18 protein-coding genes are annotated in these 21,414 nt (G+C 71.1%); 7 read left to right on the forward strand and 11 right to left on the reverse strand.

Annotation, left to right across the window (positions count from 1 at the left end; genetic code table 11):
• Positions 1-13 precede the first annotated feature (13 nt).
• Positions 14-1,177, reverse strand: a complete 1,164-nt coding sequence (locus Pka01_RS13835) for a pyridoxal phosphate-dependent aminotransferase (protein ID WP_203883129.1) — start codon at positions 1,175-1,177, stop codon at positions 14-16.
• A 214-nt stretch (positions 1,178-1,391) separates the two neighbouring features.
• On the opposite strand from Pka01_RS13835, the gene Pka01_RS13840 reads away from it, so the two are divergent.
• Genes Pka01_RS13840 through Pka01_RS13860 form a run of 5 tightly spaced genes read left to right on the forward strand, consistent with a single transcriptional unit; the run spans position 1,392 to position 5,716 of the window.
• Positions 1,392-3,080: a RyR domain-containing protein gene (locus tag Pka01_RS13840; protein ID WP_203883130.1), complete on the forward strand. Its 1,689-nt coding sequence runs from the start codon at positions 1,392-1,394 to the stop codon at positions 3,078-3,080.
• A 31-nt stretch (positions 3,081-3,111) separates the two neighbouring features.
• Complete coding sequence (locus Pka01_RS13845) at positions 3,112-4,098, forward strand: DUF418 domain-containing protein (RefSeq protein WP_203883131.1); 987 nt, start codon at positions 3,112-3,114, stop codon at positions 4,096-4,098.
• Positions 4,028-4,819, forward strand: a complete 792-nt coding sequence (locus tag Pka01_RS13850) for a carbon-nitrogen hydrolase family protein (protein ID WP_203883132.1) — start codon at positions 4,028-4,030, stop codon at positions 4,817-4,819. The genes Pka01_RS13845 and Pka01_RS13850 overlap by 71 nt, the downstream gene beginning before the upstream one ends.
• A gap of 10 nt (positions 4,820-4,829) precedes the next feature.
• Positions 4,830-5,288, forward strand: a complete 459-nt coding sequence (locus Pka01_RS13855) for a hypothetical protein (RefSeq protein ID WP_239114955.1) — start codon at positions 4,830-4,832, stop codon at positions 5,286-5,288.
• Positions 5,285-5,716 (forward strand): UCP033725 family protein, encoded by a 432-nt coding sequence (locus Pka01_RS13860; protein ID WP_203883133.1) that lies wholly within the window; start codon positions 5,285-5,287, stop codon positions 5,714-5,716. The genes Pka01_RS13855 and Pka01_RS13860 overlap by 4 nt, the downstream gene beginning before the upstream one ends.
• Here the strand turns inward: Pka01_RS13860 and Pka01_RS13865 are convergent.
• The 6 genes from Pka01_RS13865 to Pka01_RS13890 form a co-directional block, all read right to left on the reverse strand.
• A complete protein-coding gene (locus tag Pka01_RS13865; RefSeq protein WP_203883134.1) occupies positions 5,695-7,185 on the reverse strand; it encodes a carboxyl transferase domain-containing protein in 1,491 nt (496 codons plus the stop codon). The two genes, Pka01_RS13860 and Pka01_RS13865, sit on opposite strands and share 22 nt — an antisense overlap.
• Positions 7,182-8,354 carry a CaiB/BaiF CoA transferase family protein gene (locus Pka01_RS13870; RefSeq protein WP_203883135.1) on the reverse strand — a complete coding sequence of 391 codons (1,173 nt, stop codon included), beginning with the start codon at positions 8,352-8,354 and terminating at the stop codon, positions 7,182-7,184. Before Pka01_RS13870 ends, Pka01_RS13865 begins: the two co-directional genes overlap by 4 nt.
• Before the next feature lie 189 nt (positions 8,355-8,543).
• Positions 8,544-8,699: a hypothetical protein gene (locus tag Pka01_RS13875; RefSeq protein WP_203883136.1), complete on the reverse strand. Its 156-nt coding sequence runs from the start codon at positions 8,697-8,699 to the stop codon at positions 8,544-8,546.
• Between the two features lie 145 nt (positions 8,700-8,844).
• Entirely contained in the window at positions 8,845-10,680 is a 1,836-nt protein-coding gene (locus Pka01_RS13880; RefSeq protein WP_203883137.1) for a hydantoinase B/oxoprolinase family protein, read from the reverse strand.
• The gene (locus tag Pka01_RS13885; protein ID WP_203883138.1) at positions 10,677-12,719 is read right to left on the reverse strand and encodes a hydantoinase/oxoprolinase family protein; all 2,043 of its coding nucleotides are present in this window, start codon (positions 12,717-12,719) and stop codon (positions 10,677-10,679) included. The genes Pka01_RS13880 and Pka01_RS13885 overlap by 4 nt, the downstream gene beginning before the upstream one ends.
• Before the next feature lie 99 nt (positions 12,720-12,818).
• Positions 12,819-13,484: an SRPBCC family protein gene (locus Pka01_RS13890; RefSeq protein ID WP_203883139.1), complete on the reverse strand. Its 666-nt coding sequence runs from the start codon at positions 13,482-13,484 to the stop codon at positions 12,819-12,821.
• A 361-nt stretch (positions 13,485-13,845) separates the two neighbouring features.
• On the opposite strand from Pka01_RS13890, the gene Pka01_RS13895 reads away from it, so the two are divergent.
• Together Pka01_RS13895 and cydB are read left to right on the forward strand one after the other, a co-directional pair.
• Positions 13,846-15,279 (forward strand): cytochrome ubiquinol oxidase subunit I, encoded by a 1,434-nt coding sequence (locus Pka01_RS13895; protein WP_203883140.1) that lies wholly within the window; start codon positions 13,846-13,848, stop codon positions 15,277-15,279.
• Between the two features lie 11 nt (positions 15,280-15,290).
• Positions 15,291-16,235 carry a cytochrome d ubiquinol oxidase subunit II gene (gene cydB / locus Pka01_RS13900; protein ID WP_203883141.1) on the forward strand — a complete coding sequence of 315 codons (945 nt, stop codon included), beginning with the start codon at positions 15,291-15,293 and terminating at the stop codon, positions 16,233-16,235.
• On the opposite strand, the gene cutA is transcribed toward cydB, so the two are convergent.
• From cutA to Pka01_RS13920, 4 genes are read right to left on the reverse strand one after another with little or no spacing between them, the layout of a single operon-like run.
• Positions 16,193-18,595, reverse strand: a complete 2,403-nt coding sequence (cutA, locus tag Pka01_RS13905; protein ID WP_203883142.1) for an aerobic carbon-monoxide dehydrogenase large subunit — start codon at positions 18,593-18,595, stop codon at positions 16,193-16,195. The two genes, cydB and cutA, sit on opposite strands and share 43 nt — an antisense overlap.
• Positions 18,592-19,095, reverse strand: a complete 504-nt coding sequence (locus tag Pka01_RS13910) for a (2Fe-2S)-binding protein (protein ID WP_203883143.1) — start codon at positions 19,093-19,095, stop codon at positions 18,592-18,594. The genes cutA and Pka01_RS13910 overlap by 4 nt, the downstream gene beginning before the upstream one ends.
• Positions 19,092-19,976 (reverse strand): FAD binding domain-containing protein, encoded by an 885-nt coding sequence (locus tag Pka01_RS13915; RefSeq protein ID WP_203883144.1) that lies wholly within the window; start codon positions 19,974-19,976, stop codon positions 19,092-19,094. The genes Pka01_RS13910 and Pka01_RS13915 overlap by 4 nt, the downstream gene beginning before the upstream one ends.
• 18 nt (positions 19,977-19,994) lie before the next feature.
• Entirely contained in the window at positions 19,995-21,365 is a 1,371-nt protein-coding gene (locus tag Pka01_RS13920; protein WP_203883145.1) for a uracil-xanthine permease family protein, read from the reverse strand.
• Between the last annotated feature and the right edge of the window lie 49 nt (positions 21,366-21,414).

Here is a 21,414-nt window from a genome sequence, read left to right on the forward strand (position 1 = left end):
TCACAGGCGTGTTTCAACCAAGTCGCGACAGGCGCGCGACGGCCTCGTCGATGACCTCGTCCCTCTTGCAGAAGGCGAAACGCACGAACTGGCGCCCGCGCTCGGGCCGGTCGTAGAAGACCTGGGTGGGGATGGCGACCACGCCCGCCAACTCGGGCAGCCGCATGGCGAACTCAAGGCCGTCGTCGAACCCCAGCGGGCGGATGTCAGTCTGGACGAAGTAGGTGCCGGCGGGTCGCAGCACGTCGAACCCGGCCGTCCGCAACCCCGCCGCCAGCCGGTCGCGCTTGGCCTGCAGGGCGGCCCGCTGCGCCGCCACCCACTCCATCTCCTCGCGCAGCGCGTACGCCACGGCCAGCTGCCAGGGCGCGCTGGAGGTGAAGGTCAGGAACTGCTTGACCGTCTGGACCGCCCGCGTGAGCGAGGGCGGCGCGCAGATCCATCCGGTCTTCCAGCCGGTCACGCTGAAGCTCTTGCCCGCCGAGGAGATCATGATCGTCCGCTCCCGCATGCCGGGGAGCGTCGCGAGCGGGATGTGCTCCACGCCGTCGAAGGTCAGATGCTCGTAGACCTCGTCGGTGACGGCGATCAGGTCGTGGTCCCTGCAGACCGCGGCGATCTCCTCGAGCTCCGCCCGGGTGAAGACGGTCCCCGTGGGGTTGTGCGGCGAGTTGACCAGGACGGCCCTGGTGCGGGGACCGGCCGCGGCGGCCAGCTCCGCGGGGTCGAAGGTGAAGCGGCCCGCGTCGACCCGCAGGGTCACGGGCTTGCGCACCGCGCCCGCGAGCGCCACGGCCGCGCCGTAGGAGTCGTAGAAGGGCTCGAAGACGATCACTTCGTCTCCGGGCTCGCAGACGGCGAGCACGGCGGCCGCGATCGCCTCCGTCGCGCCGACCGTGACCAGCACCTCGGCGCCGGGGTCGTAGGCCAGGCCGTACCAGTCCTTGCGGTGGTCGGAGACGGCCTGGCGCAGCTCCGGGACGCCGGGACCCGGCGGGTACTGGTTCAGCCCGCCCCTGACGGCGTCGACGGCGCGCTCGAGCATGCGGGCGGGCCCGTCGGTGTCGGGGAAGCCCTGGCCGAGGTTGATCGCACCCGTGTCCACGGCCAGTTTCGTCATCGTCGCGAAGACGGTCGTGCCGAACTCGCGCATCCGTCCCACCAGCGGCTCTTCCACAGCGGCCACCTTATGCCCGGCGGGCGCGACCCCCCACCCCCGGGCGGAGCCTATTCACAACTCGTCACGATATATGCCCATTAAGCAAGAAGCACGGCATTTGTCGCGATTGAGCGGGATTCACGGATAACAGCTCTAGATCAACCTGTTTCACCGGGTTACTTTCAAAAGACGGCCCGTTTGGTACGTGCCACTCAGCAAAGGAAGAGAGGGAATGACGTTTTCCGCGACCTTTGTGGTACGTGTCACCTTTGTGTTCCTCGGGCTCGCGGCGCTGGCGGCCGGATACATCGGGCTGGCCGCGTACGCCCCGGACATCGGCGGCCTGCCCCCCACCCGTCTGGACCTCCTCTACTGGGACCTCCAGCTGTTCGTCTTCGACTCCGCCCCTCTCGAGGGCAACGGCCCTCTTCCCGGCGCGCTGGAATTCGCCCGGTTCGCCGCACCGGGGGTCACCGTTTACACGCTGGTCGAAGGCGCCCGCCTGCTCCTTTCCTCGGAAATGCGGCGGATACGGGCCCGTGAATCCCGCGACCACGTCGTCGTCTGCGGATCCGGGGCGGTGGCGATCGCCCTGGTCGAGAAACTCCGCCGCACGAGCGAGAGAATCGTGATGATCGGCTCCTCCTCCACCCCGCCCATGGGCGACGGGAGGGTCCTCTACGTCAACGGGGACGCGCGGAGCCCCTCCACCCTGCGGGCGGCCGGCGTGCACCGGGCGTCGGTGCTGTACGCCTGCGAGGCCGACAGCTCCGTGAACACCGCCATCGCGCTGGCCGCGCACGGCATGCCCAGGATCGGTGAGCGGCATCCGCTCTCCGCGTACGCGCACATATCCGATCCCGACCTGTGCGCCGCGCTCCGGGCGAGGCGGCTCGGCCTTCCCGGCACGCCGCGGCTGCGCCTGGACTTCTTCAACCTCGACGAACTGGCCGCCCGCGTCCTGCTCGAGCAGCACCCCATCGTGAACGACCGCCCCATCGTGGTGATCGGTCTCGACGCGTTCGGCCGCAGCCTGCTCACCGAGATCGCCAGACGGCGCCGGCTCCAGGGCTCCGACGCGCCCCGCCTGCCGGTCACGCTGATCGACACCCACGCGAGCCAGGCCGCGCCCGCCCTGTGCCACAGGTTCGAGTTCATCGGCGAGGTGTGCGCGCTCACGTGCCACGACGTCGCGCCCAGTGACCTGCCGCTGACCGATCTGCTGCCGGGCGAGACGCCGCAGCGGGTGTTCATCTGCTACGCCGACCAGGACCTGGCGCTCAAGACGGCGCTCACCTCGCTGCGGTTGTGGTGCTGCGGACCCGGCTCCCTCGTCGTGCGGGTCGAGCAGACGGCCACGTTCGGCAGCGCCTTCGACGACGTCCGGCTGCTGGAGGGCCTGTCCGGGGCCCTGCGCATCTTCGCGATCAACGAGGCGGCGGGCGATCCCCGGCTCATCACCGAGGACCTGGTGGAGACGCTGGCGCGGGCGATCCACGAGAACTACCTGATCGTCAACACCGCCAGGAACACCTCCGCCGCGAACGCCTCCATGGTCGGCTGGGACGCGCTGCCGCCGCGTCTGAAGGCCGCCAACCGGGGCCAGGCCGAGGACATCGGCCGCAAACTCGCCGCCATCGGCTGCGCGCTCGCCCCCCGGGTCGAGCCCGACCTGGAGTTCGCCTTCAAGGACCACGAGATCGAGCGGCTCTCCCAGATGGAGCACGAACGCTGGCTGAAGAACCTGATCAGGAACGGCTGGACGTGGGGCCCGATCAGGGATGCCGAGCGCAGGAGGCACCCCGACCTCGACAGCTGGGACAGATTGTCGGCCGAGGCCAGGGAGAAGGACCGCGACACCGTGCGGAGCCTGCCCGGGATCCTCGCCGACGCGGGCTTCCAGATCGTCAGAATCTCGTGATCGGCCACAGGTCCGTGGTGGACTGGCGGGTATGGACCACTCCGCGCCGACCGGCCGCGTTCGCTCGCTCGACGCGCTACGCGGATTCGCGATCTGCGGGATCATGCTCGTCAACACCTGGCAGCACACGCTCGCCGACCGGAAGGCGACGTCGATCGACTGGGTGATGGGCAACCTGTTCCAGAGCCGCTTCTATCCGGTCTTCGCGTTCCTCTTCGGCATGGGCTTCGCCCTCTTCCTGCGGTCGGCCCGGTCGCGGACGTCTCATCCCCGGCTGGTGCTGCTGCGCCGGCTCGTCGTCCTCGCCCTGCTCGGCGCCGTCCACACGTGGGTGGAGCCGGGTGAGGTGCTGCTGCCGTACGCGATCCTCGGCGTCACCGTCCTGCTCCCGGCGAGCTTCCTGCCCCGGCCGCTCGTGCTGCTCGCCGGCCTGGGCACGATGGTCCCCGCGATGGTCACGGGCAAGCCGTACGTGCTGATCGCCGCGCTGTTCCTGCTCGGTCTCGCCACCGTCGAGTACGGCGGAGCCGGCCGCCTGGCGTCGCCGGTCGTGTTCGGGACGAGCGCCGTGCTCGCCGTGCTGCTGACCTGGTGGTGGACCCATTCGCCGCCGGGCGGCGGGGTCTACCAGGCGGCGGCCCTGTGCGGCGCGGCCGCGTACGGTACCGGCTTCCTGCTGGCCGTGCGGCGGACCGCGGTCTTCGAGGCGCTCGGCAGGATGGCGCTCACCAACTACGTGAGCAGCACGGCCGCCATCGTGGCGGCGGCCCCTCTGCTGCGCGCGGACGGCACGGGCTCGGCCGTCGTCGGCGTCACCGTCGTCACGCTCGCGGCGCAGGCCGCGTTCAGCCGGTGGTGGCTGACGCGCTACCGGTACGGCCCCCTCGAATGGGTCTGGCGATCGCTCACCTGGTGGGAACCGGTCGCCAACCGGCAGACTGGGACTCGTGACTCGAATCGCCCTGTGCCAGATCCCCGTCGACCACGATCCGAAGACGAACCTCGAGACCGTTCGTGAGGCGCTGGCCCGGGCGGAAGGCGCCGACCTGGCCGTCTTCCCCGAGGCGACGCTGACCCGTTTCGGCAGGGGTGTCACCGAGGCGGCCGAGCCTCTCGACGGCCCGTTCGTCACCGGGCTCGCCGAGGCCGCCAGGGAGCACGGCACGGCCGTCATCGCGGGGGTGTTCGAGCCGGCCGAGGGCGGCCGCGTCTTCAACACGGCCGTCGCCCTGGACCGGACGGGGCGGCTCGCGGGCGCCTACCGGAAGATCCACCTGTTCGACTCGTTCGGCGCCCGGGAGTCCGAACTCGTGGCGCCCGGGGACACTCCGGTGGTCGTGGAGCTCGCCGGGCTGAGGATCGGCCTCATCACCTGCTACGACATCCGGTTTCCCGAGCTGGCCAGGGAGCTGGTCGATCAGGGGGCCGACGCCTTCGCCGTCATCGCGGCGTGGGGCTCCGGCCCGATGAAGGAGGATCACTGGGTCACGCTGGTCAGGGCGCGGGCGATCGAGAACACGACCTGGACGATCGCCGTCGGACAGGCTCCGAATCCGTCCGCCCGCGACTCGTTCGGCGTGGGCCGCAGCATGCTGATCGATCCGATCGGCGCCGTCCGGCACGATCTCGGTCCGGGGCCCGCCGTACAGGTCGGGGAGATCGACGCCGGCCTGACCGAAATCGTGCGAAGGACCCTTCCGTCACTGGAACATCGCCGGCTCGGAATCGGCGGCTCGTAAACTTGTGCCCATGAGCGAGCCGGGACACAGGACACAGATGCAGAAGGTGATCCCGCCCAGGCTGCTCGTGCCGTACCTGGGAAGCAAACGGACGATCATCTCCGGGTACGTCTACCGAGTGCAGGACTGCGGCCGTCTCACCACTCCCGGGTCGCTCGTGGAAGCCCTCGACCTGGGCTTCGAAGGATCGGAGCTGACGCCGGACGTGCCCGAGCTGTACATCATGCGGTGGTACGCGCGTGACATCGACACCTACGTCGTACCGTACGGCCCGCACATGGGCGGGGATTGGAGCGATTCACCGCCGTTCACGGGCAACGGGTTCACCACCTCCCGGGAGCATGTGGTGCCTCAGTTCCACACCATGCCGATGCCGATCCCGGCCGGAGCGGAGATCATTCATCTCACCGGCGCCGGGGAACGCCCCTTCGCCGGCTACGACGGCCTGACCTGGCGGCCCGCGTCATGACGGACATCGAACCCGCCGGTCTGGGGTTCGTCGCCGAGTACCGCGACCAGACCTACGCCGCGGCCATCGGGCCGGACAGCGACGACGTCGTCCTGTTCAGCGAGTCAGCCGACGAGGGCTTCGCCAAGGTCGGCAGCTACTGGCGCCTGACGGTGCGCCGCTCCGACCTGCGGTCGCTGACGCTGCTGCGCACGGTCGGGGCGTTCGGCGGCGAACCGTGCCTCGTCCTCGACGAGGACGACGGCGACTCCGACGGCCTGCACATCGCCTACACCGGGCACAGCGGGATGAAGGCGGAGGCCCTCGGCTACTGGCTGGTCGACCACGGCGCCTACGAGGTGGTCGTCCCCCGGGACGAGGTGCACTCGATCCGGGTCGAGCGGGTGCCCGTCCCCACCACCGGCGATCAGGACCCCAGCGACCGGTAACGCGCCAGCCTCGCGGCGAGGCGCTCGGGGGCGGGCGTGTCGAGCAGGCCGATGATCTCGTACTCGAGTGTCCGGGCGACCCGGCGGCAGAAGGCCTCGGGCTCGTAGGCCGCGTCAGGGCGTTCCGGAACGATCCGGTCGACGATGCCGTCCCGCATCAGTTCCACGGCCCGGACGCCCTGGGACCGCGCGATCTCCGGCGCGAAGTCGACGGTCCGGTAGAGGATCGCCGACGCGCCCTCCGGCGGAAGCGGGGACAGCCATCCGTGTTGCGCGCACACGACCCGGTCGGCGGGCAGCAGGGCCAGCGCCGCCCCGCCGGCGCCCTCGCCGAGCAGCAGGCAGACGGTCGGCGCGTCCAGCATGACAAGGTCGGCCAGCGAACGGGCGATCTCCGCCGCGAGGCCGCCCTCCTCCGCCGCCTTGGACAACGCCGCGCCCGCCGTGTCGATCACCGTGACCAGGGGCAGGCCGAGTTCGGACGCCAGGCGCATGCCGCGGCGCGCCACCCGCAGCCCCGCCGGGCCGAGGGGCGCCCCGGCCCGCTGGCGCCTGCGGTCCTGGCCGAGCACGACGGCGGGCGCCGTGCCGAACCGGGCGAGGGCGAGCATCAGGCCGGGCTCGTGCTCCCCCGTGCCGGTGCCGTTGAGCGGCGTGACGTCGGCGGCGCCCAGCTTGAGCAGGCTGCGCACCCCCGGCCGGTCGTCGCGGCGGGAGCGCATGATCGCTTCCCACGCCTCCGCCCGCTCGCCGTCGTCCTCCGGTTCCGGGCCGCGGGCCAGCCCCTTCCTCGGGGCGCACAACACGGCGAGCGCCCTGATGGCGATCTCGCGTGCGTCCTCGGCGGAGACCACGGCGTCGATCAGGCCGTGGGCGTACAGGTTCTCGGCGACCTGCACGTCCTCGGGGAACGGGAAGCCGTAGAGCGACTCGTACACCCGGGGGCCGAGGAAGCCGATGAGCGCCCCCGGCTCCGCGGCGGTCACATGGCCGAGCGAGCCCCACGACGCGAAGACGCCTCCAGTCGTGGGGTGGCGCAGATAGACGACGTACGGCAGGCCCGCGTCGCGATGGGCCGTCACCGCGACCGTGATCTTCACCATCTGGGCGAAGGCGAGCGCGCCCTCCTGCATGCGGGTCCCGCCACTGGCCGGGGCGGCGAGCAGCGGCAGCCGTTCGGCGGTGGCCCGTTCGACGGCGCGGACGAGCCGCTCGGTGGCGGCGACGCCGATCGACCCGGCGAGGAAGGAGAATTCGCAGGCCACGACGGCCACCCGCCGGCCGTCGAGCGTGCCCTCCCCCGTGATCACCGCCTCGTCGTAGCCGGTGGCCGCCCGGGCGGCGGCGAGTTCCTCCGCGTACTGCGAACCCGGGGCGGCCCGGTCGAGGGGAGGTTCGTCCCACGATTTCCATGAGTGGGCGTCGAGCACCCGGACGATGAGGGCTCGCGCGTCCGGGCGTGCGGTCATCGTTCGCGCTCGCGGAGCCATTCGAGGACGGCGTCGTTGTCCTGGCCCAGGGCGGGAGGCGGCGTGTGGTCACGCGGTTCGTCCCCGTCGAAGCGCAATGGCGGCCCGGGCAGGTCGATCGGGCCGAGCACGGGATGGTCGACGGTGACCACCAGCCCCTGCGCGTGCACCTGATCCCAGGCGTAGACCTCGTCGATCGAGCGGATGGCGCCGGAGGGGACGCCGAGTTCGCCCAGCGTCGTCAGCCAGTGCGCCCGGGTGTGCGCGGCCAGCGCCTTCTCCATGTCGGCGATCAGCTCCTCCCGATGCGCGAACCGATCCCTGTTAGTGGCATATTTCGGGATATCTGGATCTATGTCCAGGAGCTGAGCGATCTTGCGCCACTGGCCGTCGTTGGCGACCGCGAGCTGGATCATGCCGTCCGCGCAGTGGAACGCCCCGTAGGGCGCTATCGAGGCGTGGTGATTGCCGCTGGCGCGCGGAACGGTCTCCCCCACGGTCCAGGCCGTCCCGTGGTAGGAGTGCACGCCCACCACCGAGGCCAGCAGCGACGTGCGAACAACCGTGCCGCGGCCGGTCCGCTCCCGGTCGTAGAGGGCGGCGGCGACGCCGTACGCGCCGTGCATGCCCGCCAGCAGGTCGGCGATCGAGGCACCCACCCGGTACGGCTCGTCCGGCGACGGACCCGTGAGCGACATGAGACCCGCCTCGCCCTGGGCGATCTGGTCATAGCCGGGTCTGCCGCCCTCGGGCCCGTCGTGCCCGAATCCCGTGATCGACAAGACGATCAGGCGCGGGTTGAGCTCGTGCAGGCGCTCGACGGAGAACCCGAGCCGGTCGAGCACTCCCGAGCGGAAGTTCTCGACCAGCACGTCGCTCTGCCGTACGAGCCGTTCGACGAGGTCCCGGCCCTCGGCGGACTTCATGTCCAGGATGATCGACTGCTTGTTGCGGTTCGCCGCCAGGTAATACGTCGAAATATCGTGATCTGGCCCGACGAACGGCGGACCCCAGTGCCGCGACTCGTCCCCGGACGGGTGCTCGACCTTGATCACGTGTGCTCCCAGGTCACCGAGCATCTGGGCGCCGTGCGGGCCGGCCAGAGCCCGGGACAGGTCGAGCACGACGACGCCGCTGAGAGGTCCCTGGCTACGGAGAGGTCTCTGCACGGTCAGCCTCCACGGAAGACGATTCCGGCTCCTCCGGCAAGACTGCCAGTTGACCCGGATCACTTCCACTGAAGGCGCCGCCCGGTCATCAGGCGACGTCGTCGTGACAGGCCGCCGGCCGTACGGTGGCCCGTTCCACGGCGAAGTTCCGCACCGCGCCGACAGCGGGTGCGGAAAGGAACCGTGAGGTCAGTGGGGCTGCTTGTGTCCGCGCATCCGATCCATCAGCCGCTGGAGCCGTTCCCTGTTGCGCGGGTCACGGGCCATCGTCTTCGCCTTCTCCGTCATCCGCCGGCCCTGCGGCCCGCGGAGATACTCCTTGATCCGCTCGATTAGCTTCGCCATCTGTCCGTTCACCGCCCTCGTATCGTTTTGTCGTTATTCGGCTACCCAGAGGCGTCGCCTCCAATCACGAGGGCACGCCTGGCGGCCGCCATACGGTTCCCCTGGACCCGATCGGCGATGCGGAGCGAGGCGCAGCGAGGCGGTCTCAGAGGTGGTCGACGTCGGCGTGCGCCAGGCCGCCGGAGAGCCTCGGGTAACCCGGCCCCCGGTCGAAGAAGGCGTCCCGCGGCGTCGGCGCGTCCGCCCGTGCCGCCGCCCGTAGCCGCGCCGTGGCCTCCTCGTCGATCCGCGGATCGTCACGAGGGCCGTGCAGGACGACGCCGTAGTCGTTCTTCGCGGCCTCGACGGACACCTTCCCGTCGCGGACGTCGGCGGCCACCCGCGCGGCCTCCCGCTCGTACGGCGAGCCCCACCCGCCGCCCCCCGTGGTCTTGACCCGCACGATCTCCCCCGCCTTCACGGGGAAGTCGTCCACCAGGCCCTCCATCTCCTCGCCGTTCACCGTGACGAGGAAGGGACGGCCCGCCCGGCCGCCGTTCACGCCCCAGCACGACAGGATGGACCGGTCGGCGATCGACATGAACGACGCGTCCCGCAACATCCGGATGTGCTTGTCGTAGCCGAGGCCGCCCCGGAACTGCCCCGGCCCGCCGCTGTCGACGGCCAGCCCGAGCCGTTCGACCAGGAACGGCCAGCGCGACTCGGCGAACTCGACCGGGATGTTGCGCGAGTCGGGGACGACGTGGATGGTGTCCTCGCCGTCGGCGTACCAGCGCCCGCCGGAACCCCCGCCGAGCACCTCGCGCATCAGGTACGGACCGTCGTCGGACTCGCCGTAGACACCGGTGTAGCGGATGGTCTCCTGGTCGGCCGGCATGCGCCCCCCGGTGGCCTTGGCGAGCACGCCCGCCAGCACGCCGAGGAGCCGGAGGATCACGAACGTCCTGGCGTTGGTCGGCGCCGGGAAGATCGGCGTCAGCAGCGTGCCCTTCTCCGGGAACACCATCCTGATCAGCGGGACGACTCCCTCGTTGACGTCGAGTTCCGCCATCCGCTCGGGCGTGTCCGCGAGGTTGCGCAGGACCGGCGCGAGCCACTTCTTCAGGAACACCCCGTCGGCGTAGTCGCCGGCATGGTTGATCGGCCCCTTGGCCTGGGCGGACGTCCCGGTGAAGTCGATCGTCAACGGCACCTCGGCCGAGTGGTCCACGGTCAGGGTGATCCGCTGGGTGTGCAGCCGGGGCTCGTCGACGCCGTCGTGCTCGGCGTAGTCCTCCCAGACGTGCACTCCCTCGGGGATCTTCGACAGCAGCTCCCGCCGGAACGTCTCCGTCGTCTTGGCGATGATCGCGTCGAAGCAGGCCTCGACGGCCGCGCGGCCGTACCGGTCGAAGATCTCCCCCAGCCTCCGTGCGCCCATCAGGCAGGCCGAGCACTCCGCGTCGAGGTCGCCCGCGAGCGAGTCGGGCATCCGCGAGTTGCGCGTCATGATCGTCAGGGCCGCGCGGTTGGGCACGCCCTGGTCCCAGAGCTTGATCGGGGGGACCATGAGGCCCTCTTCGAAGGCGCTTCGCGCGTGCGAAGGCATCGAGCCCGGCACGGCGCCCCCGATGTCGTCGTGGTGCCCGAACGCCTGGACGAAGGCCACCACCTCGCCCTCGTGGAAGACCGGCACGGTGACGCACAGATCGGGCAGGTGGCCGATGCCGCCCTCCGACAGGTAGACGTCGTTGTGGAAGTAGACGTCGCCCGGCCGCATCGTCTCGATCGGGAAGTCCCGCACGACCGGGTGGACCAGCGCCGAGTACGACCTGCCGGTCAGCTTGCGCAGCCGTACGTCGTGGATGCCCGCGCGGAAGTCGTGCGCGTCGCGGATCATCGGAGAGCGGGCGGTCCTGGCGATCGAGGTCTCGACCTCCATCTCGACCGACGCGAGAGTCCCCTCGACGATCTCCACCAGGATCGGATCCACGTCGCTCATGAGTCGCTCACCACCACGAGGTTGCCGTAGTCGTCCATGGTCGCCGTGAAGCCGGGGTGCACCGGCAGGGTCGAGCCGTACTCCTCGACGACCGCGGGGCCGGTGACCACGGCGCCCGCGCCGAGGTCGGCGCGGCGGTAGATCACCGTGCGGCCCCACCGTTCGTAGAAGACGTCCCGCGTCGCGATCGGGCTCGGCTCCTCCGGCTGGTACGGCACGCGCGCGATCGCCGGCCTGGTGATCGGGCCGATGCCGGAGACCCGCAGGTTCACCCATTCGACGGCGTGTCTGGGGTCGTCGCGGTAGCCGTACCCGTAGAGCCGCTGGTGCGCCTCGTGGAAGCGGTCCACGACGGCGGCCCGCCAGCCGTCGTCCAGCGGCCCGTCGGGAGCGGGCACCCTGACCTCGTAGGCCTGGCCGTAGTAACGCAGGTCGGCGCTGCGCGCGTACACGTGACTCGTGAAGCCCTCGCGGTCGAGCGCGGCGGCGGCCTGGCCCTCGAGTTCGGCGAAGACGGCGCGCAGCGTCTCCCGCGAGGGGTCGCGGGAGACGTGGGTGCGGACGTAGTCGTTCTTCACGTCGACCGTGAGCAGGCCGAACGCCGACACGTTCCCCGGGTTCGGCGGGACGATCGCGGCCCGGAGACCGAGGATGTCGATCAGCCGGCAGGCGAGCAGCGGCCCCGATCCGCCGAACGCGACCATGGGGAAGTCCCGCACGTCGAGGCCGCGTTTGACGGTGATCTGGCGGATCGCGTTCGACTGGTTGAACGCGCTGATCTCGAGGATGCCGGTCGCGCAGCGCTCGGGCGACAGGCCGAGCTTGCCGGCGAGGGCCTCGATCCCCGCCCGCGCCGCCGACACGTCGAGCGGGATCTCCCCGCCGAGGAGGTGGGGAGGCACCCGGCCGAGGAAGACGTGGGCGTCGGTGACGGTGACCTCAGTGCCGCCCCTGCCGTAACAGAGCGGCCCCGGGTCGGCGCCCGCCGACCGCGGCCCGACCTTCAGCGTGCCCTCCGGGGAGATCCACGCGATCGACCCGCCCCCCGCGCCCACGGTCACGATGTCGATCATGGGGATCTTGCAGGGGTACCTGCCGATGGTGCCCTCGGTCGTCAGGGACGGCTCGCCGTCGACCACCACCGCCACGTCGGTGGAGGTGCCGCCGCCGTCGAGCGTGATCACACCGGGGTGGCCGGCCGTCCCGGCGATCAGGGCGGCGCCGAGTGCGCCCGCCGCGGGCCCGGACAGGACCGTCGTGATCGGCTGGTGGACCACCTCGGACGCCGACAACACGCCTCCGTTGCTCTTCATCACCGAGAACGGCCGCCCGATCCGGTCCGACAGGTTGCCGATGTACCGCCGCATGATGGGCTTGACCGCCGCGTCGACGAGCGTGGTCACCGACCGCTCGTACTCCCGGTACTCCCGCAGGACGTCGCTCGACAACGACACCACCGCGTCCGGGTGCTCCCGCTCGATCACCTCGCGCATGCGCCGTTCGTGTGCGGGGTTCGCGTAGGAGTGCAGAAAGCACACACCGATCGCGGTGACGCCGTTCTCGGCGAACCAGCGGGCGGCCTGTACGGCTCCCGCCTCGTCGAACGACCGCACCTCGCGCCCGAGGTGGTCGAGCCGCCCGCCGACGGTCCGCACCCGGCGCACCGGGACGATCCGGGGCGGCTTGACCCAGAAGTAGGAGTTGCCGTAGCCGTCCGGCACGCTCTGCCTGGCTATCTCCAGGATGAACTCGAAACCCTCGGTCGTGACGAAGCCCAGGTGCTCGGTGCCGTCGGGGCGGTCCTCGAGCAACTGGTTGGTGGCCACCGTGGTGCCGTGGACGATCGCGGCCACGCCGCCGAGGTCGTCCGAGCCAGCGTGGAGCTCCAAGACCTTGTGGACACCTGCCATGAATCCGTCCGCCGGATTGGCAGGTGTCGAGGGGGTCTTGGTCGTGACGATCTCACCGGTCTCCTCGTCGACCAGGACGACGTCCGTGAACGTGCCCCCGGTGTCGACCCCGATGCGGACGCTACCCATGCTCCAGTGTTTACCGACAGCGACCGGCCCCCGGAACCGGCGCACTCTGCCGAAGAAAACTCAGCCCGTCGTCAGACCCTGCCACCATGGGCGAAGACGCTAGCGCCGCCGCCCGGACCGGCCGAGAAGCCAGCCGATCACCGCGCCTCCCAGCGCGATCCCCGCGCCCATGCCGAACGCGGTCAGCACCGGCCACACCGGCGCGCCCGCCCGGGCCGCCGGCTCGGCGGGCCGGGTGAAGACCTGGGCGCCGGGCGCCGCCTCGGCGGCCGCGGCGGGGACGGCCTCGGCCGCCTTCTCCGGCACGGCGGGCACCGCGGCCGGCCCGGACACGAGGTGCCGCTCGACGGCGGTGAAGAACTCGCCGGCCGTCCTCTTGGCCACCGAGCCGAGCATGCGCTGGCCGACTCCGCCGATCATCCCGCCCACGACGGCCTCGGCGTCGTAGTCGACGCGGGTGCCGCCCTCCTCCGCCTCGCTGAGCCGTACGCGCACGGTGGCCTCGACCGTGCCGGGGGCGCCCTGCCCTCGCGCAGTGAGCACGAAGCGCTCGGGTTCGTGCTGGTCGGCGAGGACGACCTCACCCTGATAGACGCCCCTGATCGAGGCGACCCCCGCGGCGACCGTCATCTTGTAGGCGTCGCCGCCGATCTCCTCCAGCCGCTCGCAGCCGGGGATCGTCCGCACCAGGACGGCGGGGTCCTGAAGCGCGTCCCAGACCCGCTTGCGCTCGGCTGCGAGCACTGCACTGCCAACGACCTTCATGGGCACCTCCGATGCCGAGCACACTAGACAATCTCCGGGACCGGCGAGTACGGCAACATCTGCCTCTCCGTCACGGCGGTGTTACCCAGAAGTTCACACGTCGCCCGGTCGTCGCAGCCGTACTCATGCCCAATCGGTCGGTCGGCGTACAAGCGGGTCACCGGTGTCTATTGCCTCGCCTCCGGCTCGGCGTGCTCGGGGCGCCCTAGAGGCCGGGTCGCAGTACCTCCGGGAGACGCACGACCTCTGTGACGAAGATCGCATCGGTTCCCGGCACCGCACTCGCTCATTGCTCTACAGCTTGTAGTACTACTAGAGGTAGAACTACAAGCTGTAGAGCTCCGGCACCCGCGAGGGGGACATGGACGCGCTGGACCTGGCACGGTGGCAGTTCGGGGTCACCACCGTCTACCACTTTCTCTTCGTACCCCTGACGATCGGGCTCGGCGTCTTCGTCGCAGGACTGCAGACGGCCTGGCTCCGGCGGACGCGCCGGGGCGGGGACGGCGAGCACCTGCTGCGGCTCACCAAGTTCTTCGGCAAGCTCTTCCTGATCAACTTCGCGATGGGGGTGGTCACGGGGATCGTGCAGGAGTTCCAGTTCGGCATGAACTGGAGCCAGTACTCGATCTTCGTGGGGGACGTCTTCGGAGCGCCGCTCGCCATGGAGGCGCTGCTCGCGTTCTTCCTGGAGTCGACCTTCCTCGGCCTGTGGATCTTCGGCTGGGAGCGGCTTCCGCGCGCGGTCCACCTCGCCTGCCTGTGGGCCGCGGTCATCGGCTCCAACCTGTCCGCGTACTTCATCCTCGCCGCGAACGCCTGGATGAAGCACCCCGTCGGCTACGAGGTCGTCGGCGGCCGGGCCCGGATGACCGACCTGTGGGCCGTCCTGACCAACTCGACGGCGCTCGCCCAGGTGCCCCACGTGGTCGCCGGCGCCTTCGTCGTGGCCGGCGGGTTCGTGATCGCGGTCAGCGGTTACCGGATCCTGCGCGAGGGCTCAGGGGGATCGAAGGGCTCGAAGGGCTCGGAGGGCTCGAAGGGCTCGGAGGGCTCGTACGGCGAGGCCGGGATGTGGCGGGCGAGCCTGCGCGGCGCGCTCGTGATGACCGCGATCGCCGGGATCGTGGTGGCGGGCACGGGCGACCAGTCGGCGCGCCTGCTCAGCGAGCAGCAGCCGATGAAGCTCGCCGCCGCGGAGGGGCTGCGCCACGACACCGCGGGAGCGCCCTTCAGCGTGGTCCCCGGGGTCGAGGTGCCGAACCTGCTGAGCCTCCTGGCCGCCCACGACCCGCGGGCCGTGATCCAGGGGACCGACGACATCGAGCGGCGCTACGCCGCCGCCTTCGGGCCCGCCGACTACACGCCGAACGTGCCGGTGGTCTTCTGGTCGTTCCGCGTGATGATCGTGTTCGGCATGGCGACGGTCGCGCTGTCGTTCCTCGGCCTGTGGCTCACCCGGCGCCGGGCCCGGCCGCCCCGCTGGTTCGCCCGCCTGTGCGTGCTCGCGCTGCCCCTGCCGACGACGGCGATCGTCGCGGGCTGGCTGCTCAGCGAGATCGGCCGCCAGCCCTGGACGGTGCAGGGCGAGCTCATGACCGCGGCCAGCGTGTCGCCCGGGGTCGCCCTGGCGGAGGTCGCGGCCACCCTGGCGGGCTTCACCCTGCTGTACGGCGTGCTCGCCGTGGCGGAGGGCGTCCTGCTGGTGCGCCACGTCAAGGCCGGTCCCGAGCCTCTCCCCGTCGAGCCGGTCCCCTCCGGCGAGGCGCGGCTGACCCCGACCCTCATGTACTGAGGAGCATTCCCATGACGCTGACGACGTTCTGGTTCATCATGATCGCGTTCCTCTGGACGGGCTACTTCGTGCTGGAGGGATTCGACTTCGGCGCGGGCGCGCTGATGCCGCTGCTGTCCAGGTCGGAGGCGGAGCGCAGGCAGGTCGTCACGACGATCGGGCCGGTGTGGGACGGCAACGAGGTCTGGCTGATCACCGCCGTCGGCGCCATGTTCGCCGCCTTCCCCGTGTGGTACGCCCACATGCTCAGCGGCTTCTACCTCCCCGTCTTCGTGGTCATCGTGGGGCTCATCGTGCGCGGCGTCGGCCTGGAGTGGCGCGGCAAGGTGACCTCCCGCAGGGAGCTCGCGCTCTGCGACGCCGGGATCGTGGCGGGCAGCGTGCTCCCCGCATTCCTCTGGGGCGCGGTCTTCGGGCACATGGTGTACGGCACGGCTGTCGCGACCGCGGTCGGCGGCGCGTTGTCGCTGGCGATGGCGACGCTGCACGGCGCGGTGTTCGTCGCGCTCAGGACGACGGGGCCCGTCCGCGCCCGCGCCCGGCGTGCCGCACTCCTCGTGTCCGGGGCCGCGGTCCCCCTCGCCGCAGTGGCGCTGCCGTCCCTTCCCGGATCCTCCGCCCTGACCGTTCCCGACTGGTCGGCGTCGCCGTTCCTGTGGGCCTCGGCGCTGGCCGCGATGGCCGCCCTGGCCTCGGGCGTGGCGCTGGCCTGGCGGCGCAGGGAGGGCTGGGCGTTCACGGCGACCGCCGCCGCGATCGTGTTCACGACGGCGACTGTTTTCGGGCGGTTGTGGCCGGCTCCGATGCCGGGCATCTCGGTCGCCGAGGCGGCATCCGCGCCCTACACCCTGACCGTGCTGACCTGGCTCGGCGCGTTGGCCCTCCCCGGGGTGATCGCCTACCAGGCCTGGACCTACTGGATCTTCCGCAGGCGCGTGTCCGTCCGCAGCGAGTAGAGATCGGAGGGGGAGATCGGCATCCGGTCGATCGTGATGCCCTCGGCGTCCTCGATCGCGGCGGCGACGACGGCGGAGACGGGGATCACCCCCGCCTCCCCTGCGCCCTTGACCCCCAGCGGGTTCAGCGGCGAGGGCGTCTCCAGATGCGCGGTCTCGATCCGCGGCACCTCGGTGGCGTAGGGCATCAGGAAGTCCATGAACGAGGCGTTCAGCAGCTGCCCGTGCTCGTCGTAGGCCATCTTCTCGTAGAGCGCGCCGCCCACGCCCTGGCCCACTCCCCCGTGGATCTGCCCTTCGACGATCATCGGGTTGATCAGCTTGCCGCAGTCGTGGACGACCACGTATCGGAGGATCTTGATCTCGGCGGTGAGCGGGTCGGTCTCCACGATGGCGGCGTGCATGCCGGACGCGAACGTCGACCGGATCGGCGAGTAGTAGTCCCTGCCCTCCATCCCGGGTTCCTCGCCGTCCTCCACGGGCGGGCGGTCGTCGGAGGACGGCCCGGCGAACTGCGTGGCCCGCTGGGCCTCCTGGTCGAAGGCGTACCTCAGCGGGTTGGACAGCACCGCGACCGTCGCGAGCGGGATCGACGCCGACGGCGCGCCGGCCACGTGGACGACCCCGTCGGTGATCTCCAGGTCGCGGGGGTCGGCCTCGAGGGCGTCCGCGGCGACCTTCAGGGCCTTGTCCCGAACCTTCCTGCAGGCCAGGGCGATGGCGTTGCCGCTCATGACCGCCGCCCTGGAGGCGAACGTCCCCACGGCGTAGCCGAACCGCCGGGTGTCGCCCGTGACGACGGACACCCTCTCGATGGGCACGCCGAGCTCGGTCGCCGCGATCTGCGCGAACACCGTCTCGTGTCCCTGCCCCTGCGAGGTGAGCCCGGTCGAGACGTGCACCCGCCCGTCCGAGGTGATCTGCACGTGGCCGCCTTCGTACGGCCCGACCCCGGTGCCCTCGACGTAGCAGCCGACGCCGATGCCGATCGTGCGCCCCTCGGCGGCGGCCTCGGCCTTCGTCGCCGGGAAGGAGTCCCAGCCGATGAGTTCCTTGAGCATCCGCAGCGACTCGGGATAGTCGCCGCTGTCGTAGATCAGCGGGCGGCCGTCCTGGAAGGTCATCCCCTGGTCGTAGGGGAACTCGCCGGGCTGGATGAAGTTGGCGGCGCGCACCTCGGTGCGGTCCCGTCCGAGGTGGGCGGCGATCCGGTCCATCGTGCGCTCCATGCAGAACACGCCCTGGGGCCTGCCGGCGCCCCGGTACGGCGTGACCTGCACGGTGTTGGTGTAGATCGAGGTGAACTCGACCCGGTAGGCCCCGATCTTGTACGGCCCGACCAGCTGGGTCGAGGTGATGATCGGCACGATGATTCCGTACGGCGTGTAGGCGCCGTGGTCGTGCAGGATGTTGACGTCGAGGCCGAGGACGCGGCCGTCGTCGTCGAAGCCGACCCGCACGTGGTGCACCTGGGCGCGCTCGTGGGCCGAGGAGATGAAGTGCTCACGCCGGTCCTCTGTCCACTTGACCTCACGGCCGAGCAGGCGGGCGGCCCACGGCACGAGGATCTCCTCCGGCCACGGGTGGACGATCTTGACGCCGAAGCCGCCGCCCACGTCCGGCGCGATGACCTCCACCTTGGGCAGCGCAAGACCGAGCTTGGCCGCGACGGCCATCCGCACGCTGGTGGAGGTCTGCGTGGAGGAGTAGACCCGCAGCGACTCGTCGTCGGCGTCCCAGCGCGCGTAGACGCCCCTGCCCTCCAGGGGCATGGAGGCGCTCCGCTCGATGTCGAGCCTGAACGCCAGCGTGTGGGGCGCCGCCTCGATGGCCTCCCGCGCGGACGTCCCCGCCGCCGAGTGCACCTCCTGCACCAGGTGCGCGCCGATGTTGCCGGGCACGTCGGCGTGGACGAGGTTGACGGCCTCCGCGGCCTCCTCGACCCCGACGACCGGCTTGAGCAGTTCGTAGTCGACCTCGATGAGCGCGCAGGCGTCCTCGGCCACGTAACGGTCGGCGGCCACGACCATGACGACGGGTTCGCCGACGTGCCGAACCACGTCGCGCGCGAGCGCGTGACCGGTGCGGCCGTGGGTGAGCGCGGGGTGCGGGATCAGCAGCGGCAACGGCTCGGCGATCAGGCCGGGGAGGTCCTCCCACGTGTAGATCGCGACCAGGCCCTCCACGTCCAGCGCGGCGGAGACGTCGACGTCCCGGATCCTGGCGTGCGCGTGCGGCGACCTGACGAACGCCGCGGCCAGGGCGTTCGCGCCGAGGTCGTCGAGGAACCGCCCCTGACCGGTGATCAGGCGGGCGTCCTCCCGTCGCCGGACCGGCTCCCCGAACAGCTTCGTCGTCACCCGGACTCCTCCGCCTGGATCTCCGCGGCCCGGTGGACCGCCTTGATGATGTTCTGGTAGCCGGTGCACCGGCACAGGTTTCCCGAGACGGCCTCGAGGACCTCCTCGTCGGTCGGCGTCCGGTTGTCCCGCAGGAACGCGGTGACCGTGCAGAGGAAGCCGGGGGTGCAGAAGCCGCACTGCAGTCCGTGGCACTCCGTGAACGCCCGCTGCACCGGGGACAGGGCGCCGCCCTCGGCCAGCCCCTCGACCGTGGTGATCTCGTGGCCGTCGACCGTCACCGCGAACGTCAGGCACGACCGGATCGGCTCGCCGTCCAGCAACACCGTGCACGCGCCGCACACGCCGTGCTCGCAGCCGACGTGGGTGCCTGTGAGCCCGAGGTCGTGGCGCAGGCAGTCGGACAACAACCGCCGGGCGGGCACCGTCACCTGGTGCAGCACGCCGTTGACTGTCAGCGTGACGGCGTGAGCCCTGTGCGCGCCGGTCGTCTCGCTCATGCCGGTCCCTCCCCGCCCTCGGCCGCTTCGTGGGCCGCGCCGCGCAGCGCCTTCGTGACGAGCACCCCGGTGAGGTGGCGCCGGTAGTCGGCCGTCGCGTGGATGTCGCCCTCGGGTTCGATCCGGTCCTGTACGGCTCTCGCGACCGCGTCCCAGTCGACGGACGCCGGGGGCCGCCGGCCGCAGACGCCGGTCACGTCCACGACCACGGGCACCGGGCCGACGCTGACGCAGACCACCCGCGCCGCGGAGATCCGGAAGTCCTCGTCGAGCGTGACGGCGGCGGCCACTCCGGCGACCGCGTAGTCGCCGTGGCGCCGGGCCACCTCGCAGAACGCGGTCCCCGACCGCTCGGGCAGCGCGGGGAAGAACGCCGACACGGCCAGCTCCCCCGGCAGGCAGGCCGACTCCAGCGGCCCGACGAAGAAGTCCGCCGCCGCGACGTCGCGCTCGCCGCCGAGGCTCGCCAGGCGTACCGAGCCGCCGAGCAGGGCCAGGACGGCGGGCATCTCGGCGGACGGGTCGGCGTGGACGAGGCTGCCGACGACGGTGCCGCGGTTGCGGATCACCGGGTGGGCGACCAGCCTGAGCGCCTGGGCGAGCAGCGGCTGCGCGGCGCGCGCCGAGCCGGATCGTTCCACCACGGCGTGCCTGGCCAGGGCGCCCACCCGCACTCCCGACGCGTCCGCGGCGATCGTGCCGAGCTCGGTCAGGCCGTTGATGTCGACGAGGTGCCCGGGCGCGGCCAGCCGCATGTTGAGCAGCGGGATCAGGCTCTGGCCGCCCGCCAGGACCTTGCCGTGCGCGCCGGCCTCGGCGAGGGACCGAAGCGCCTCGCCGAGGCCGGCGGGCCGGTGGTAGTCGAAGGGGGGCGGCTTCACGACAGGGGGACCCGCCCCTCAGCCCGCCGCAGCGTCTCGCTCGAATCCGATCTCCCCACCGGAGACCTCCTTGTCGGGACGGCGCGCCATCGCGCGGAGCAGGTGATATCCACCAAGTACCACTATGGTGCCGAGCGTGATCCCGGCGAGCGAGAAATCGCCGGTGATCTGATGCGTCACGGGGCCGACCGCGAGGATGATCCCCGCTCCGATCGGGACCATGTTGACCGGATCGGAGAAATCGACCCGGTTCTCGATCCAGATCTTCGCGCCCAGCAGGCCGATCATGCCGTACAGGATGACCGTGACACCGCCGAGCACGCCTCCGGGCGTGGCGGCGACGAGCGCGCCGAACTTGGGCGAGAAGCCGAACAGAATCGCCACGAGGGCGGCGATGTAGTACGCGGCGGTCGAGTAGACGCGGGTGGCGGCCATGACGCCGATGTTCTCCGCGTACGTCGTGGTGGGCGAGCCGCCGACGGCGCTGGCGAGGGCGGTGCCGACGCCGTCGCCGATGATGGCCCGGCCCATCAGGGGATCGACGTCCGTGCCGGTCATCTCGCCGACCGCCTTGACGTGGCCGACGTTCTCCGCGATGAGCGCGATGACCGCGGGCAGCACCAGGATGGCGGCCGAGGCCTGGAAGCTCGGCGCGTGGAAGCTCGGCAGGCCGAACAGGTTCGCCGACGAGACGGCGTCGAAGTTCACGCGGGGGTGCGTGTCGATCTGGCCGGTCCCGGCGTTGAGGGCGGTGATGTTCCCCCAGATCTTGTCGACCACCCAGGACAACGCGAACCCGAAGATCAGGCCGAGGAGGATGCCGATCCGGCCGAGGAAGCCCTTGAAGATCACCAGGAACAGCCCGGTGGCGATCATCGTCACGAGCGCGATCCAGTGATCCTGCGGCCAGTAGATGTCCGCGACGACGTACGCCAGGCCGAACCCGATCAGCATGACCACCGCACCGGTCACCACCGGCGGGAAGACCTTGTGGATGATCTGGACGCCGAGGAAGTGGACGGCGACGCCGACGGCGGCCAGCACCACACCCGCGACGAGGATGGCACCGGTCACCCGGCCGTCGTCGCCGCCGGCCGCGCGGATGGCCGCGACGGCGCCGACGAACGATGCCGACGTTCCGAGATAGCTCGGGACCTTGCCCTGGACGATGAGCAGGAACAGGATCGTCGCGACGCCCGACATCATGATCGCGAGGTTGGGGTCGAGCCCCATGACCAGTGGGAAGACGAACGTCGCACCGAACATCGCGATCACGTGCTGCGCGCCGAAGCCCAGCGTCCGCGGCCAGCTCAGCCGCTCGTCGGGCCGGACGACCTCGCCCGGCGCGAGTGCTCGTCCCTCACCGTGGACCGTCCATCGAAATGCCATGTGAGCCCCTCCAGCTAAACGGGCCGTGGGCCGGTGGCCACCCCGCCGG

It is taken from the genome of Planotetraspora kaengkrachanensis (assembly GCF_016862895.1).
Taxonomy (GTDB): domain Bacteria; phylum Actinomycetota; class Actinomycetes; order Streptosporangiales; family Streptosporangiaceae; genus Planotetraspora; species Planotetraspora kaengkrachanensis.

Excerpts from the sequence above, each read along its gene's own strand:
- Pka01_RS13855 (WP_239114955.1), top strand. The coding sequence starts at position 4,830 with ATGAGCGAGCCGGGACACAGGACACAGATGCAGAAGGTGATCCCGCCC.
- Pka01_RS13860 (WP_203883133.1), top strand. The coding sequence starts at position 5,285 with ATGACGGACATCGAACCCGCCGGTCTGGGGTTCGTCGCCGAGTACCGC.
- Pka01_RS13865 (WP_203883134.1), bottom strand. The coding sequence starts at position 7,185 with ATGACCGCACGCCCGGACGCGCGAGCCCTCATCGTCCGGGTGCTCGAC.
- Pka01_RS13880 (WP_203883137.1), bottom strand. The coding sequence starts at position 10,680 with ATGAGCGACGTGGATCCGATCCTGGTGGAGATCGTCGAGGGGACTCTC.
- Pka01_RS13920 (WP_203883145.1), bottom strand. The coding sequence starts at position 21,365 with ATGGCATTTCGATGGACGGTCCACGGTGAGGGACGAGCACTCGCGCCG.
- Pka01_RS13845 (WP_203883131.1), top strand. The coding sequence starts at position 3,112 with ATGGACCACTCCGCGCCGACCGGCCGCGTTCGCTCGCTCGACGCGCTA.
- Pka01_RS13885 (WP_203883138.1), bottom strand. The coding sequence starts at position 12,719 with ATGGGTAGCGTCCGCATCGGGGTCGACACCGGGGGCACGTTCACGGAC.
- Pka01_RS13875 (WP_203883136.1), bottom strand. The coding sequence starts at position 8,699 with ATGGCGAAGCTAATCGAGCGGATCAAGGAGTATCTCCGCGGGCCGCAG.
- Pka01_RS13840 (WP_203883130.1), top strand. The coding sequence starts at position 1,392 with ATGACGTTTTCCGCGACCTTTGTGGTACGTGTCACCTTTGTGTTCCTC.
- Pka01_RS13895 (WP_203883140.1), top strand. The coding sequence starts at position 13,846 with ATGGACGCGCTGGACCTGGCACGGTGGCAGTTCGGGGTCACCACCGTC.
- Pka01_RS13910 (WP_203883143.1), bottom strand. The coding sequence starts at position 19,095 with ATGAGCGAGACGACCGGCGCGCACAGGGCTCACGCCGTCACGCTGACA.
- cydB (WP_203883141.1), top strand. The coding sequence starts at position 15,291 with ATGACGCTGACGACGTTCTGGTTCATCATGATCGCGTTCCTCTGGACG.
- Pka01_RS13890 (WP_203883139.1), bottom strand. The coding sequence starts at position 13,484 with ATGAAGGTCGTTGGCAGTGCAGTGCTCGCAGCCGAGCGCAAGCGGGTC.